Genomic DNA, 13923 nt, shown 5'->3' with positions numbered 1-13923 from the left:
GTCCGACACCCGGCTGCCGCGGGAGCCCGCACGCCATGACGGAAACCATCCTCTCCGTGCGCGACCTCACGGTCGCCTTCGACACCCGCCGCGGGCCGCTCACCGCCATCGACCGGGTCTCGTTCGACATCGGCCGCGGCGAGATCCTGGGCGTGGTCGGCGAGTCCGGTGCCGGCAAGTCGGTGACCGGCTCGGCGGTGATCGGGCTGATCGACCGCCCCGGCCGGATCGCCGGCGGCGAGATCCGCCTGCGGGGCGAGCGCATCGACAACCTCTCCCCCGAGGCGATGCGGCAGGTGCGGGGCCGGCGCATCGGCATGATCTTCCAGGATCCGCTGACCTCCCTCGACCCGCTGTTCCGCGTCGGCGACCAGATCGTCGAGACCCTGCGCACACACACCGACCTGTCCGCCAAGGCGGCGCGCAGCCGCGCCATCGACCTGCTGGCCGAGGTCGGCATCCCGGCGCCGGAGCGGCGCATCGACGGCTACCCGCACGAGTTCTCCGGCGGCATGCGCCAGCGGGTGGTGATCGCGCTGGCGCTCGCGGCCGAGCCGGAGCTGATCATCGCCGACGAGCCGACCACGGCGCTCGACGTCTCGGTCCAGGCCCAGATCATCACGCTGCTGAAGCGCCTGTGCCGCGAGCACGGCACCGCGGTGATGCTGGTCACCCACGACATGGGCGTCATCGCCGAGGCCGCCGACCGGGTGGCGGTGATGTATGCCGGGCGGGTGGCCGAGATCGGCCCGGTCGCCTCGGTGATCGCCAAGCCCCACCACCCCTACGCGGTCGGCCTGATGGGGGCGATCCCGACCCTCTCGCAGGAGGCCGACCGGCTCAGCCAGATCCCGGGCTCGATGCCGCGGCTCACCGCCATCCCGAAGGGCTGCGCCTTCAACCCGCGCTGCCCGAAGGTCTTCGCCCGCTGCCGGGTCGAGCGGCCCGAGCCGATCCCGGTCGACGCGAGCCGGGTGGCCTGTCACCTGTACGATGCAGCGGAGCGCGCAGCGTGAGCGCCTACGTCGAAGTCACCGACCTGCGCCGCCAGTTCGACGTCTCGAAGCCCTGGCTCAACCGGGTGATCGAGCGCGAGCCGCGGAAATTCCTCACGGCGGTCGACCGCGTCGGCTTCGAGATCCGGAAGGGCGAGACCTTCGCGATCGTCGGCGAATCCGGCTCCGGCAAGTCGACGGTGGCCCGGATGGTGGTCGGCCTGCTGCCGCCGAGCGCCGGCGAGGTGCGGATCACCGGCGTCTCGATGACCGACCCGCGCCAGGCCGCGGCGCGGCGGCGCCTGCGCGCCCGGATCCAGATGATCTTCCAGGACCCCTACGCGTCCATGAACCCGCGCTGGCGGGTGGGGAAGATCATCGCCGAGCCGATCCGGGCCTTCGACCTGATCCAGGGGGAGGGGGCGATCCGCGCCCGGGTCGGCGAGCTTCTGGGCCTCGTCGGCCTCCACGCGGATGATTCCAAAAAATACCCGCACGAATTCTCAGGCGGGCAGCGCCAGCGGGTGGCGATCGCCCGGGCGCTGGCGAGCCAGGCCGAGTTCCTGGTGGGCGACGAGCCGACCTCGGCGCTCGACGTCTCGGTGCAGGCGCAGATCCTCAACCTGATGCGCGACCTGCAGGACCGGCTGGGGCTGACCTACCTGTTCATCTCCCACAACCTCGCCGTGGTCCGCCACATGGCGACCCGGGTGGGCGTGATGTATCTCGGCCGCCTCGTGGAGGTCGCGTCCGCCAGGGACCTGTTCGCGACGCCGCGCCACCCCTACACGCGGATGCTCCTCGACGCGGTGCCCGACCTCGCCCATGTCGGCCGCGCCCGGGTGCCGGTCTCCGGCGAGATCCCGAACCCGATCGACCCGCCGCCCGGCTGCACCTTCAACCCGCGCTGCCCGCTCGCCAACGACCGCTGCCGGACCGAGGTGCCGGCGCTCCTCGACGGCGTCGCCTGCCACGCCGTGCAGGAAGGGCGGGCCTGACAAGCGGACCCGGGGGGCGGCCCCGGCCGGCCGTTGCGCTCGGCCCGCGCAGGCGCTATGGGCCGTCCCCGATGGGGATGGAGTTCCCCGAAACCGCCCGTCAGGGCTGATGACTCCTACCGCGAAACCGGCGGTGGGAGTGCGTCTTGCAAGCGCCCGCCGCGACGGCGGGTTTCTCATGCCCGCCCGACGCACTGGAGCGCGCATGTCCTTCACAACCTGCATCCTGGTCATGATCGGCGGTGCCCTCGGCACCTTGGCCCGCTACGTCGTCTCGGTGCTGGCGCTGCCCATCAGCCGCGACCTGCCCTGGGGCACGATCCTCATCAACGTGACGGGCTCGTTCATCATCGGCCTGTTCGGCACGCTGACCCTGGCGCATGGGCGCTTCCCGGTCTCCGAGAACGTCCGCCTGTTCGTGATGATCGGGCTGTGCGGCGGCTACACGACCTTCTCGTCGTTCAGCCTCCAGACCCTCGACCTCATGCGGAACGGCGCGGTGGTCCGGGCCATGGTCAACGTGTTCGCCTCGGTGGTGCTCTGCGTCCTCGCGGTCGCGCTGGGCCACCTCGTGGCGGCCCATTGGAACGGCGGCGCCGTGCAGATCGCCCAGGTCAGCATCGAGGAGGACGGCTGACCGGGCAGCGGCCACGCGCATCGGCGCGGCCCGGCCCTCACGCGTCGCGCCACTGCGCGAAGGTCGCGGCCTGCCCCACCGTCGCGCCGTCGCGGTCGAGCTGCCAAACCACCGCCTCGTCGATCCAGAAGCGCCGGCCGTCCTTGGCGATCCGCAGGCCGCGATAGCCGCGGCTGAAGCCGTCCCGGGTGACCGCGTCGAGGAGCCGCTGCCGCTCGGCCCGCTCGGGAGCCTCGGCCGAGAGCCGCGAGGGCAGGCCGACGAGCTCGTCCCACGCGTAGCCGAAGCAGGCCTGCGCGGTCCGGTTGGCGTAGACGAAGCGCGGATCCGCGCCCCCGTCATGGGCGAGCACCGCGAACGGGGCCGCCGCGTAGAGCCAGTCCGCGTCCGCATCCGCCGGCACCAGAGGTTCGCCGAGGCGCCGCGCGTAGCTGCCGGTGAGCAGGGCGAAGAAGTCCGGGTCGTGCGAGAGGTCCGTCATGATCCGCTACAGGACTGGGTCGGCGTCGATGCGCATGCGCAGGATCGCGTAGGGCGGCTGCTGCAGGTCCCGCCCGCGGTTGAATTCCGGCCGCCGGTTGACCTGGGCCGCCGAGATATAGAGCCACCGGTCCGGGGTGATCCAGAACGTGTCGGCCCAGACCAGCCGGTCGTCGGCGGCCAGCACCTCGACGGTGCCGTCCGGCAGGCGCCGGCCGACCGCGTTGTGCTCCTGCAGGCTGAGATAGACCCGGTCCTGGGAATCGGTGGTCAGTCCCCCGGTCATGCCCTTCTCGCCGAGATCCTCGACGGCGGCGGCCACGGCCGCGTCCGCGACGCCCGGATCGCGCAGGGCCGCGGTCTCGACCGCGTAGAGCCGCCGGCTCATCAGCGGCGCGTAGTAGAGGCGGCGGCCGTCCGGGCTGATCGCGATGCCGTTGGCGCCGCCCTTCGGGCTCTTCTCGGGCGCGTCGCCCTTCCGCTCCATCACGGGGCGGCGCTCCACGAACTTGACCAGGCCCTCCTCGGACCGCGTGCTGACGTGGTCCGCGAGGCGCCGCACCACCCGCCCGCTGTCGAGGTCGACCGCCAGGATCGCGCCCGCGCCGGACTGGCCCTGGTCGGTGACGTAGGCCAGAGCCCGCCCGTCGCGCACGTCGACCCGCAGGTCGTTCAGGGAGGAATCCGGGCCGATGCCCGCGTCGAGGGGGATCGTCCGGCGGACGCTGTTCCGGCCGATATCGATCGCCAGGATCTTCGCGCCGCCCGGCACCGGCCGCCCCTTGCCCGCGGGCAGGCCGGCATCGAGGATCCAGAGGGTGTCGTCGCGGTCGAAGACGCCGTTGGGGACGTGGAACAGCGACGCCTGCGGCGCCCCCGAATCCGGGCGGTTGGTCGCCGCGTCCGGGTAGGGCTTCACCGACCCGTCGGGCAGCACCTCGCCGAGGGTGATCGGCTCCGCGCCGGTGAAGCGCGGCATCATCACGAAGATCCGGCCGCCCCGGGCGATGGCGAGCCCCGTGGGGGTCGAGGGCGCGTCCGCCGCGATGGCGAGCTCCAGCGTCCCCACGGGCCGGCTCGTCGGGGGCGACGGCGTCGCGGCGCGCGCCGCGGGGGCGGCGAGGGCCAGGAGACCGGTTCCGAGCAGGCGGCGGCGGTCGAGGCGCATGGGAATCCTGTCGCGGAGCTTGTCGGGGCGAGGGTCTTGGCGCGCCGCTCAACCTGTGGGGATGCCGGCCCAACGCGCGGGCCCGGTTCGCGATCCCGCGATGCGGTATCGCGGCGGCCTCGCGGCGGAATTCCGGGACCGGTCCCCGGGCCCCGTGATCGGGAGCCGCCTCGGGGCGGTCCACAGGTGCCGGGGCGCGACGCTGGCTCCGGCCCACGCCGTCACGCTAAGCACGGTCGTGCCGGGCGTTCGATTCGGCGCCGCACGGGCCGCGGCCCGGCTGGCAGATGTGGAGAGGTGGGACACGCATGGATCCCGAAGGATCCGAACCGGCGCCGGAGACCGCGCCCCGGCCCGCCGCCGGACCGCTGCGGGTCCTCGCCCTGGCGGTGCAGAAGGGCGGGACGGGCAAGACCACCCTGGCGGCCTCCCTGGCGGTCGCCGCCGCGGAAGCGGGCGAGCAGGTGACCGCCCTCGATCTCGACCCGCAGAGCTCGCTGGCCGGCTGGGGGGCCCTGCGCAAGGCCGACGGCAGGAGCGACCGCGCGCGCGACGCCGTCGCGGTCGACCGGGTCCAGCCCTGGGAGATGGGCCAGCTCTCGGAGATCCTCGGCATCCTCGCCGAGCAGGGCACCACCCTCGCCGTCCTCGACACCGCCGGCAGCGCGTCCGGCCTCGCCCCGGCCCTGAAGGACGCCGATTTCGTCCTGATGCCGGTCCGCCCCTCCCGGCTCGACATCGTGGCCGCCCGGCCGACGCTCCAGGCGCTGGTCGGCCTCGGCCTGCGGGAGCGGCTGGCCCTGGTGCTGAACCAGTGCCCGCCGCCGCCCTCGCCGCGCACCAGCGCCTACGCGGCGCAGCTGCGCGCCCTGGGCGTCCTGGCCGAGCCCGGGATCATCCACCGGGTCGACCACCAGGACGCCCTGGCGACCGGGCTCGGCGTCACGGAATTCGCCCCCGGCAGCCAGGCCGCCGAGGAGGTTCGGGCGCTCTGGGCCTGGGTCGACGGGAAGATGCGGGCGGCGCCCGCCCGCTGAGATCGGGCCGCTGCCGGGATCAGCCCTGGCCGAGGGCCGCGAGGATCCGCGCCCAGGAGCGCGTGCCCTTGTGGAAGCTCGTCAGGTCGTACTTCTCGTTCGGCGAGTGGATCCGGTCGTCGTCGAGGCCGAAGCCGATCAGCAGGGTGTCGCGCCCCAGGATCCGCTTGAAGTCGCCGACGATCGGGATCGAGCCGCCCGCGCCCACGGTCACCGCCGGCACGCCCCACTCGTCCTGCAGCGCCGCCTTGGCGGCGCCGAGCTGCGGCATGTCGAAGGGCAGGCTGATCGCCCGCGAGCCCTTGTAGGTGATGACCTCGACCTGGCAGTCGGCCGGCACCCGCGCGCGCACGAAGGCCTCGAAGCTCTCGGCGAGCCGCTTCGGGTCCTGGTCGTCCACGAGGCGGAACGAGACCTTGGCGGAGGCGGTGGAGGCGATCACCGTCTTGGTGCCCTCGCCCGTATAGCCGCCGATGATGCCGTTGGCGTCGCAGGAGGGGCGGGACTGCACCAGCTCGATCGGCATCCGCCCGCGCTCGCCCGCGGGCTCCTTGAGGCCGATCGGCCCGAGCAGCGTCTCCGGCGTCAGGCCGAGGCCGCGCCACTGTTCCAGCACCTCCGGCGGGCGCTCGTGCACGCCCTCGTAGAAGCCCGGGATCGTCACCCGCCCGTCGGCGTCGTGCAGGTCGGCGATGATCTTCGACAGAACGTGGATCGGGTTGCGCGCCGCGCCGCCGAAGAAGCCGGAATGCAGGTCGCGGTCGGCGCAGGTGACCTTCACCTCGAAATAGGCGAGCCCGCGCAGCGACGACGTGATGGCCGGGGTCTTCCGGTCCCACATGCCGGTGTCGCAGACCAACACCACGTCGCAGCCGAGTCTCTCGCGATTGGCCGCGACCCATTCGGGCAGGCCTTGTGATCCACTCTCCTCGGCGCCCTCGATCAGGATCGTGACGCCGCAAGGCAACTCGCCGTGCATGGCGATATAGGCCCGGCAGGCCTCCACGAAGGTCATCACCTGACCCTTGTCGTCGGAGGCGCCGCGCCCGACGATCGTCTTGCCGCCCTGGCCGTCGTCAGCGATGTGCGGCTCGAAGGGCGGCGTCTTCCACAGGTCGAGGGGATCGACCGGCTGCACGTCGTAATGGCCGTAGAACAGGACGTGCGGCGCGCCCGGCTTCGGCCGGTGGGCCAGGACCACCGGGTGGAGCGAGGTCTCCTCCACCGAGGTCTCGAAGCCCAGCGCGGTCAGGTCCTGGGCGAGCCAGGCGGCGGCCTCGCGGCAATGCCCGGCATAGGCGGGATCGGTGGAGATCGACGGGATCCGCAGGAAGGCGAACAGCCGCTCCAGGGCGTTCTCCAGGTCCGTGTCGATGTCGTTGAGGATCGCGTCGAGCGCGGCCATCGGTGGCTCCGGGGTGCGGCGTGGACTCTGCGGGAAGGAGGGTTAGCCGAGGCGGGGTGGGGCCGGCAATGTCGGACGGTGCGGCGGCCGATATGCGCGCCGCAGGCGCGCCACCCTCGCTCACGGGTTGAGACGGCGCGCTCCGGAACAGGCGCAGATTGGAATGGTTATCGACCGGAAGCCCAGGCCGCGGCCCGCGCGTCGCTGCCGGTCGCTGCCCCGGACCGATCCGCTCCCGCCCGGCCCCGGCCGGCCCAGACCGTGGACGACATCATGCGCCTCGAGACCCAGCCGCCGGTGTCGGCGGACACGCCGATCGGCATCACGCTGACGATCAACGGGCAGCGGCGCGAACTGCAGGTCGCGCCGTGGACCACGCTCCTCGACCTCCTGCGCGAGCGGCTCGACCTCACCGGCACCAAGAAGGGCTGCGACCACGGCCAGTGCGGAGCCTGCACGGTGCTGGTGAACGGCACCCGGGTGAATTCCTGCCTGACGCTGGCGGTGATGAAGGACGGCGCCGAGATCACCACGGTCGAGGGGCTGGCCGCCCTCGGCGACCGGGCGGGCAGCAACGCCCTCCACCCGATCCAGGAGGCGTTCATCGAGCACGACGCCTTCCAGTGCGGCTACTGCACGCCGGGCCAGCTCTGCTCGTCGGTCGGCCTGATGAACGAGGGCCACGCCCACACCCGCGACGAGATCCGCGAGGCGATGAGCGGCAACATCTGCCGCTGCGGCGCCTACACCAACATCGTCGACGCCATCGAGGACGTCATGCAGGGAGGCGCCCGATGAACCGCTTCGACTACGTCCGCGCCGGCACGGTGGCGGAGGCGGTGCAGGCCTTCGGGGCCGGGGCCCGCTTCATCGCCGGCGGCACCAACCTGATCGACCTGATGAAGTACGAGGTCGAGAAGCCGGGCCGGCTGATCGACATCACCCGCCTGCCCCTCGACCGGATCGAGGACGACGGGGACGGCCTGCGGATCGGGGCGCTCGTGACCAACGCCAAGGCGGCCTACGACGATCGGGTCGCGGCCCGGTACCCGCTCCTGCGCAACGCCATCCTGGCCGGCGCCTCGGCGCAGCTGCGCAACGCCGCCTCCACGGGCGGCAACCTGCTCCAGCGGACCCGCTGCTACTATTTCTACGACGTGGCCACGCCCTGCAACAAGCGCGCGCCCGGCTCCGGCTGCCCGGCGATCGGCGGGATGAACCGCATCCACGCGATCTTCGGGACGAGCGCGCACTGCATCGCCACCCACCCCTCCGACATGTGCATCGCGCTGGCCGCCCTGGAGGCGACCGTGCGGGTGAGCGGGCCGCAGGGCGACCGGTCGATCCCGTTCTCCGAGTTCCACCGCCTGCCGGGGGACTCGCCCGAGCGGGACACGAACCTCGCCCCCGGCGAGATCATCGTGTCGGTCGACCTGCCGGAGAGTCGTTTCCCGCAGCACTACACCTACCTGAAGCTGCGCGACCGCCTGTCCTACGCCTTCGCGCTGGTCTCGGTGGCGGCGGCCCTGGAACTCGACGGCGACCGAGTGAAGACCGCGCGGCTGGCGCTCGGCGGCGTCGCCCACAAGCCCTGGCGCAACCGTGAGGCCGAGGCCCTGCTGGAGGGCCGGCCCGCGACCCGCGAGAGCTTCCAGGCGGCGGCCGACCTGATCGTCGCGGAGGCCAAGCCCCAGTCGGAGAACGGCTTCAAGATCGATCTCGCCCGGCGCGCCATCGTGCGCGGCCTCGAGCAGGCCGCCGCCGGCACGCCCCAGTCGCTCAGCGACAAGCGCATCCAGTAGGGCCCGCCATGACCCAGACCTTCAGCTCCACCGGCCGCGACACCTTCGTCGGCAGCCCGCGCAGCCGCATCGACGGGCCCGCCAAGGTCACCGGGCTCGCCAAGTACGCGGGCGAGTTCGCCGCGCCCGACCTCGCCTACGGCGTGGTCGTGTCGAGCTCGATCGCCAAGGGCCGGATCACCGCCATCGACTCCGCCGAGGCCGAGGCGGTACCGGGCGTCCTCAAGGTCCTCACCCACGAGAACCGGCCGCGCACCGCGTGGCGGGACAAGAACTTCCAGGACCAGGTGGCGCCCCCCGGCTCGCCGTTCCGCGCCCTCTACGACGACCTGATCGTGTTCAGCGGCCAGCCGGTCGCCCTGGTCGTGGCGGAGGATTTCGAGACCGCGCGCTACGCCGCGTCCCTCGTCCGCGTGAGCTACGCGATGGAGGAGCCCGGGACCGACCTGGAAGCCCTGCGCGGCACCGCCTACGACCCGCCCTACAAGCGCACGGGCATCAAGCCGCCGCCGGAGCCCTGGGGCGACGCCGACAAGGCGTTCGGCAGCGCGCCGGTCCGCGTCCAGGGCGCCTACAGCCTCGCCGACGAGCACCACAACCCGATGGAGCCGCACGCCTCCACGGTGGTGGTCGAGCAGGACGGCACCTACACGGTCTACGACAAGATCCAGGGCGTCTCGAACAGCCACCAGTATCTCACCAACGTCTTCGGCCTAAAGCCCGATCAGGTGCGGGTGCTGAACCCCTATCTCGGCGGCGGCTTCGGCTCGGGCCTGCGCCCGCAGTACCAGCTGTTCCTGGCGATGCTGGCCGCCCAGGAGCTGAAGCGCTCCGTGCGCGTGACCCTGACGCGCGACCAGCTGTGGAGCTTCACCTACCGGTCGGAGGCGCTGCAGACGATCGCGCTCGGCGCCGAGCCGGACGGGAGGCTGACGGCCCTGCGCCACGACGCCGTCCAGGGCACCTCGCAGTACGAGGATTACCAGGAGGTCGTCGTCAATTGGTCGGGCGTCCTCTACCGGTGCGACAACGTCGCCCTCGGCTACCGGCTGGTGAAGCTCGACACGCCGACGCCCGGCGACATGCGCGCCCCCGGCGCGGTGACCGGCGTCTTCGCCATCGAGACCGCGATGGACGAACTCGCCTACGCGACCGGGCTCGACCCGATCGAGCTGCGGCTGAGGAACTACGCCGAGTCCGACGCCACCGCCGAGGGCAAGCCGTTCGGCTCGAAGGAGCTGAAGAGCTGCTTCCGGCAGGGCGCCGAGCGGTTCGGCTGGGCGAGGCGCAGCCCTGAGCCCCGCTCCATGCGCGAGGGCCGGGAGCTGGTCGGCTGGGGCGTGGCCACCGGCATCTGGGAATCGATGATGATGCAGTCGAGCGCCATCGCGACCCTGACGCCGGACGGTCGCCTGACGGTCGGCAACTCCACCGGCGACATCGGCACCGGCACCTACACGATCCTGACGCAGATCGCGGCCGACACGCTGGGCCTGCCGATGGACGCGATCACCACCAAGCTCGGCGACACCCGCCTTCCGGAGGCCCCGGTCGCCGGCGGCTCGTGGACGGCCGCCTCCTCGGGCACCGCCGTGATGAAGGCCTGCCGCAACGTCGGCGCGCAGGTGTTCAAGCTCGCCCGCGCCATGGAGAACTCGCCGCTGGCCAACGTCGACTTCGACCGCGCCGTGTTCGCGGACGGCCGCATCGCGGTCGCGGGCGATCCGGGCCGCAGCGTGTCGCTCGTCGAGGTGCTGCAGGCGGCGGGCGTCGACAAGGTCGAGGCCGTCGAGGAGGCCGGGCCCGACAAGGACTTCAATCAGAAATACGAGGCCTACACCCACTCGGCGATCTTCGCCGAGGTGAAGGTCGACGAGGAGCTGGGTCAGGTCCGGGTCACCCGCATCGTCTCGGCGATCGCGGCCGGCAAGGTGCTGAACCCGAAGACGGCGCGCAGCCAGATCCTCGGCGGCGTGGTGATGGGGATCGGCTCGGCCCTCGAGGAGGAGTCGATGCTCGACCACCGCATCGGCCGGTTCATGAACCACAATCTCGGCGAGTACCACGTGCCGGTCCACGCCGACATCTACGACATCGACGTGATCTTCGTGGAGGAGGAGGACAAGGCGAACCCGCTGGGCGTGAAGGGGCTCGGCGAGATCGGCATCGTCGGCACCGCGGCCGCCATCGCCAACGCGGTCTTCCACGCCACCGGCAGGCGGGTGCGCGACCTGCCGATCACCGTCGACAAGCTCCTGTGAACAGCGGATGTTTCACGGGAAACATTGACGGTTCGGCAAGGAGTCGCGCGGGTCACGCTGGGCCGCGCCGTCAGCGCGCGCGCAGCGAAGCGACCCAGGGCGGCGCGACATCGTCGAGCGTGGCGCTGCCTGGGTTGCTTCGCTGCGCTCGCAAGGACGAGGATGCGTCCGAGCCCTATGAATAGGGACGGCGTGGAAATTTCCGTGAGCCCCCTGCTGGAATCCTGGCGCTTCTGGGCGCTCGCCGCCGCCGGCTTCGCGGCGCTGACCGCGATCCTCGCCAAGGTCGGGGTCGCGGGCGTGCCGTCCGACGTCGCGACCTTCGTGCGCACCGCGGTGATCCTGGTCTTCGCCGGCGCGATCGTGGTCGCCTCCGGGCAGGCCGGCGGCCTCGCGCAGATCTCCGGTCGGAGCCTCGTCTTCCTCGTCCTATCGGGGCTCGCCACCGGGGCGTCGTGGCTCTGCTACTTCCGCGCGCTGTCGCTGGGCGACGCTGCTCGGGTCGCGCCGATCGACAAGCTCAGCGTCGTGCTGGTGGCGATCCTCGGCGCCACCCTGCTCGGCGAGACCCTCAGCCTCGCCGCCTGGGCCGGCGTCGCGCTGATCGCGGCGGGCGCGGCCCTCGTCGCCTCCGGACTGTGAGATCGTGCGCGCTGGCGCACCGATCCCTTAACGCGATGCGCGCATCCTGCGGTTGCCTCGCGAAAGGGGACCGTCATGGAATGGGTTTATCGCGGCTTCGAGACCTCGATGCTCGGTCTCGCTCTCTGTCTCGGACTCGGCGCCTGCCTCACGCTCGGCACCGCGCGCGTGCCGGCCGGAACGCTCTCCGTCACCCTGCCGATGCTCACGGTGACCGCCCCCGCGCCCTGAGGCGCGGGACCGGTCCGGCGGGGCGTCAGGCGGCGCCCTTCACGGCGCGGAACATGAAGCCCCGCGCCTCGGCGTCCATCTCCGCCTTGAAGGCGTGGCGGCCCTTCAGCGCCTCGGCGGCCTGGGCGGCCGGCCGCGCGTTGAGCGCGTCGAGGTGGCGCTTGACGTTGGGCAGGTCCCCGAAGGCACCTTCGCCGAGGACGAAGGGCACCATCCGGGCCCAGCCCCAGACCGCCATGTCGACGATCGTGTAGGTGTCGCCCAGCACGTAGGGGCGGTCGGCGAGGCGCTGGTCGAGGATGCCCCAGTGCCGGCGCGCCTCGAAGGCGTAGCGCTCGGTGGCGTAGGCGCCCCCGTCCTGCGCGAAGTGGCGGAAATGCACGCACTGGCCGGAGAACGGCCCGATGCCGGTCGCCACGAACATCAGCCAGGACAGCATCTCGCCGCGGACCGGCTCGCCCTCCGGCAGGAACCGGCCGGTCTTGCCCGCCAGGTACATCAGGATCGCGTTCGAATCGAACACGGTGACGTCGCCGTCGACGATCGCCGGCACCTTCCCGTTCGGATTGACGGCCGTGTAGGCCGGATCGAACTGCTCGCCCCTGCGGGTATCGACCGGCACCGGCTCGTAGGGCAGCCCCATCTCCTCGAGGCAGAGGGCGACCTTCATGGGGTTGGGGCTGAGATTGTAGAAGAATCGAATCACGGCGCTCTCCCTGAACGACCCGGGCAGGATGTCCGGGCCCCGCGCCCGCACAAGGCGCGGCCGCGCAGGGCGGCTATTCCGCGACGATCTTGTAGCCGCGTCCCGGCACCAGCGCGGCGCCCCGGTCCAGCCCGTTGAGGACGAGGAACCGGTCGAGCGCCCGGTCGGGCACCGCCATGCGGCGGGCAAGGTCCTCGGCGCTGGTCGAGGTCGCCTGCACCACCTGCAGCCGCAGGGGGCGCAGGACCGCCTCGTCGGGCGACACGGCGACGAGGGTCGCGGTCCAGCGGCGGAAGGCCGGGTCGGGATCGGTGGCGCCCTTGGCGGCCATGATCATCCGGTAGGTCGAGTCGCCGATCCGGATGGCCGCGAGGCGGAAGGTCCACTCCTTCCCCCGCGACAGCGCGAAGGCCGCGGGGTGGCCCGCGACGTCCCGGGTCTCGAAGCCGGCCGGGTCGAGGGCGTCGTTCCAGCTCGCCTTGAGCACCGCCTCGAGGGGCTGGCCGTCCTTGGCCTCAATCTGGTCGAACAGCAGGCGCCGGGCGCCGTCCGGGGTGGTCCCGAGCACCGCCGAGCGGGTGTTCTCCAGGGTGAAGCCCTCCGGCACCTCGAAGGCGATGCCGAGGCCGGGATGGATGAAGCGGTGCCCGCGCACCGCGCCGTCGCGCGGGTTGTCGCCGTAGGCGAGCCCGTCCACTGCCGCAAGGTAGGCGGCGCGGTCGTCGGTGCCGATGCCCGGCGCGCCGATGCGGCGTGCCGCGCGGGTGACCTGGGTGATGCGCTCGGCCGTGCCCGGATGGGTCGCCAGCATGTCGGGCGCGGCGGCGCTGCCGGCCTTCAGCCCCGTGGAGCGGTTGAGCGCGGCGAGGAAGCGCCCGGCCGCGAACGGGTCGTAGCCGGCCTTGGCCAGGGTGCGCACGCCGGTGGCGTCCGCCTCCAGCTCCTGCTCGCGGGAGAACCGGGCGAGGGCGAAGCGCGACTGGCTCTGCAGCTGCGCGCCGGTATCGGGGTCGTTCAGCACGTCGGCCACGACGCGGCTGACGAGCGCCGAGCGCAGCTCGAGCTCGCTGCGGGCCGTGGCGTGGTTGAGGGTCACGTGGGCCATCTCGTGCGCCAGCACGGCGGCCACCTCGGAGGTGTCGCTCGCCAGGGCCACGAGGCCGCGGGTGACGTAGAGCCGCCCGTTCGGCAGCGCGAAGGCGTTGACCACCGGCGAGTCGAGGAGCGTCACCGTGTAGGCCTGGTCGGGCCGGTCGCTGGCCTTCACGAGGCGGTCGGTCACCTCGGTCAGCATCCGCGTGACGTTGGGGGCCCGGGCCTCGCCCCCGAAGGAGGCCACGAGCTTGAGGTGGTCGGCATCGGCGGCGCGCTCGCGGCCGGTGGTGCGAGGCGCCTCCGCGGGCACCCGCACCACGGCCGGCCGCACGGTCGCCTCGGTCTGGTCGGCGACGCAGGCGCCGAGCAGCAGGGCGAGGCCGCCCAGTGCCGCCGCGCCGAGGGTGCGCCGCCCCGCCGCGCGGGTCCGCCCCGCGCCGATGTGCCCCGTGATCCCGCCCATCGC

Annotated in this window: 14 protein-coding genes and 1 riboswitch; of the genes, 9 read left to right on the top strand and 5 right to left on the bottom strand. The window is 72.5% G+C overall.

Annotated features, from left to right (window positions below; all coding sequences use genetic code 11):
- Positions 1-35: 35 nt before the first annotated feature.
- From ACLBX8_RS21520 to crcB, 3 genes are all read left to right on the top strand, one after another.
- Positions 36-1016, top strand: coding sequence for an ABC transporter ATP-binding protein (locus ACLBX8_RS21520; protein ID WP_447715720.1), 981 nt, complete (start codon positions 36-38; stop codon positions 1014-1016).
- Complete coding sequence (locus tag ACLBX8_RS21515) at positions 1013-1993, top strand: ABC transporter ATP-binding protein (protein ID WP_447682016.1); 981 nt, start codon at positions 1013-1015, stop codon at positions 1991-1993. The genes ACLBX8_RS21520 and ACLBX8_RS21515 overlap by 4 nt, the downstream gene beginning before the upstream one ends.
- A 64-nt stretch (positions 1994-2057) precedes the next feature.
- Positions 2058-2119, top strand: a riboswitch (Fluoride riboswitch).
- Positions 2120-2198: 79 nt separating this feature from the next.
- Positions 2199-2630 (top strand): fluoride efflux transporter CrcB, encoded by a 432-nt coding sequence (crcB, locus tag ACLBX8_RS21510; protein WP_091927858.1) that lies wholly within the window; start codon positions 2199-2201, stop codon positions 2628-2630.
- A 37-nt stretch (positions 2631-2667) separates the two neighbouring features.
- Here the strand turns inward: crcB and ACLBX8_RS21505 are convergent, their stop codons facing one another.
- Together ACLBX8_RS21505 and ACLBX8_RS21500 are read right to left on the bottom strand one after the other, a co-directional pair.
- Complete coding sequence (locus ACLBX8_RS21505) at positions 2668-3111, bottom strand: MEKHLA domain-containing protein (RefSeq protein ID WP_020091337.1); 444 nt, start codon at positions 3109-3111, stop codon at positions 2668-2670.
- Positions 3112-3117: 6 nt separating this feature from the next.
- Positions 3118-4278, bottom strand: coding sequence for an SMP-30/gluconolactonase/LRE family protein (locus ACLBX8_RS21500; RefSeq protein ID WP_447715719.1), 1161 nt, complete (start codon positions 4276-4278; stop codon positions 3118-3120).
- Between the two features lie 308 nt (positions 4279-4586).
- Between ACLBX8_RS21500 and ACLBX8_RS21495 the strand changes: the two genes are divergently transcribed.
- Positions 4587-5315 carry a ParA family protein gene (locus ACLBX8_RS21495; protein WP_056524449.1) on the top strand — a complete coding sequence of 243 codons (729 nt, stop codon included), beginning with the start codon at positions 4587-4589 and terminating at the stop codon, positions 5313-5315.
- A gap of 19 nt (positions 5316-5334) precedes the next feature.
- Here ACLBX8_RS21495 and ACLBX8_RS21490 read toward each other — a convergent pair whose 3' ends face one another.
- The gene (locus tag ACLBX8_RS21490; protein ID WP_042672005.1) at positions 5335-6720 is read right to left on the bottom strand and encodes a M20/M25/M40 family metallo-hydrolase; all 1386 of its coding nucleotides are present in this window, start codon (positions 6718-6720) and stop codon (positions 5335-5337) included.
- Between the two features lie 273 nt (positions 6721-6993).
- On the opposite strand from ACLBX8_RS21490, the gene ACLBX8_RS21485 reads away from it, so the two are divergent.
- The 5 genes from ACLBX8_RS21485 to ACLBX8_RS21465 all read left to right on the top strand — a co-directional run bounded on the left by ACLBX8_RS21485 (position 6994) and on the right by ACLBX8_RS21465 (position 11656).
- On the top strand, positions 6994-7518 hold the full coding sequence (locus ACLBX8_RS21485) for a (2Fe-2S)-binding protein (RefSeq protein WP_026604649.1): 525 nt from the start codon (positions 6994-6996) through the stop codon (positions 7516-7518).
- On the top strand, positions 7515-8522 hold the full coding sequence (locus tag ACLBX8_RS21480) for an FAD binding domain-containing protein (RefSeq protein WP_091675521.1): 1008 nt from the start codon (positions 7515-7517) through the stop codon (positions 8520-8522). The genes ACLBX8_RS21485 and ACLBX8_RS21480 overlap by 4 nt, the downstream gene beginning before the upstream one ends.
- 8 nt (positions 8523-8530) lie before the next feature.
- Positions 8531-10783 carry a xanthine dehydrogenase family protein molybdopterin-binding subunit gene (locus ACLBX8_RS21475; protein WP_447715718.1) on the top strand — a complete coding sequence of 751 codons (2253 nt, stop codon included), beginning with the start codon at positions 8531-8533 and terminating at the stop codon, positions 10781-10783.
- A gap of 204 nt (positions 10784-10987) precedes the next feature.
- Positions 10988-11425 (top strand): EamA family transporter, encoded by a 438-nt coding sequence (locus ACLBX8_RS21470; protein ID WP_091675525.1) that lies wholly within the window; start codon positions 10988-10990, stop codon positions 11423-11425.
- 75 nt (positions 11426-11500) lie between these two features.
- Positions 11501-11656: a hypothetical protein gene (locus ACLBX8_RS21465; RefSeq protein WP_020091329.1), complete on the top strand. Its 156-nt coding sequence runs from the start codon at positions 11501-11503 to the stop codon at positions 11654-11656.
- A gap of 25 nt (positions 11657-11681) precedes the next feature.
- Here the strand turns inward: ACLBX8_RS21465 and ACLBX8_RS21460 are convergent, their stop codons facing one another.
- Positions 11682-12362 (bottom strand): glutathione S-transferase family protein, encoded by a 681-nt coding sequence (locus ACLBX8_RS21460; protein WP_447700540.1) that lies wholly within the window; start codon positions 12360-12362, stop codon positions 11682-11684.
- 73 nt (positions 12363-12435) lie between these two features.
- The gene (locus ACLBX8_RS21455; protein ID WP_447715717.1) at positions 12436-13920 is read right to left on the bottom strand and encodes a M48 family metalloprotease; all 1485 of its coding nucleotides are present in this window, start codon (positions 13918-13920) and stop codon (positions 12436-12438) included.
- Between the last annotated feature and the right edge of the window lie 3 nt (positions 13921-13923).

Source organism: Methylobacterium sp. D48H (assembly GCF_053345715.1).
The sequence above is the reverse complement of the archived record's forward strand: the minus strand, read 5'-3'. Positions and strand labels throughout refer to the sequence as shown.

Bases quoted from the DNA above. Each gene is read 5' to 3' on its own strand.
- ACLBX8_RS21520 (WP_447715720.1), top strand. From the start codon at position 36: ATGACGGAAACCATCCTCTCCGTGCGCGACCTCACGGTCGCCTTCGAC.
- crcB (WP_091927858.1), top strand. From the start codon at position 2,199: ATGTCCTTCACAACCTGCATCCTGGTCATGATCGGCGGTGCCCTCGGC.
- ACLBX8_RS21505 (WP_020091337.1), bottom strand. From the start codon at position 3,111: ATGACGGACCTCTCGCACGACCCGGACTTCTTCGCCCTGCTCACCGGC.
- ACLBX8_RS21500 (WP_447715719.1), bottom strand. From the start codon at position 4,278: ATGCGCCTCGACCGCCGCCGCCTGCTCGGAACCGGTCTCCTGGCCCTC.
- ACLBX8_RS21495 (WP_056524449.1), top strand. From the start codon at position 4,587: ATGGATCCCGAAGGATCCGAACCGGCGCCGGAGACCGCGCCCCGGCCC.
- ACLBX8_RS21490 (WP_042672005.1), bottom strand. From the start codon at position 6,720: ATGGCCGCGCTCGACGCGATCCTCAACGACATCGACACGGACCTGGAG.
- ACLBX8_RS21485 (WP_026604649.1), top strand. From the start codon at position 6,994: ATGCGCCTCGAGACCCAGCCGCCGGTGTCGGCGGACACGCCGATCGGC.
- ACLBX8_RS21480 (WP_091675521.1), top strand. From the start codon at position 7,515: ATGAACCGCTTCGACTACGTCCGCGCCGGCACGGTGGCGGAGGCGGTG.
- ACLBX8_RS21475 (WP_447715718.1), top strand. From the start codon at position 8,531: ATGACCCAGACCTTCAGCTCCACCGGCCGCGACACCTTCGTCGGCAGC.
- ACLBX8_RS21465 (WP_020091329.1), top strand. From the start codon at position 11,501: ATGGAATGGGTTTATCGCGGCTTCGAGACCTCGATGCTCGGTCTCGCT.
- ACLBX8_RS21455 (WP_447715717.1), bottom strand. From the start codon at position 13,920: ATGGGCGGGATCACGGGGCACATCGGCGCGGGGCGGACCCGCGCGGCG.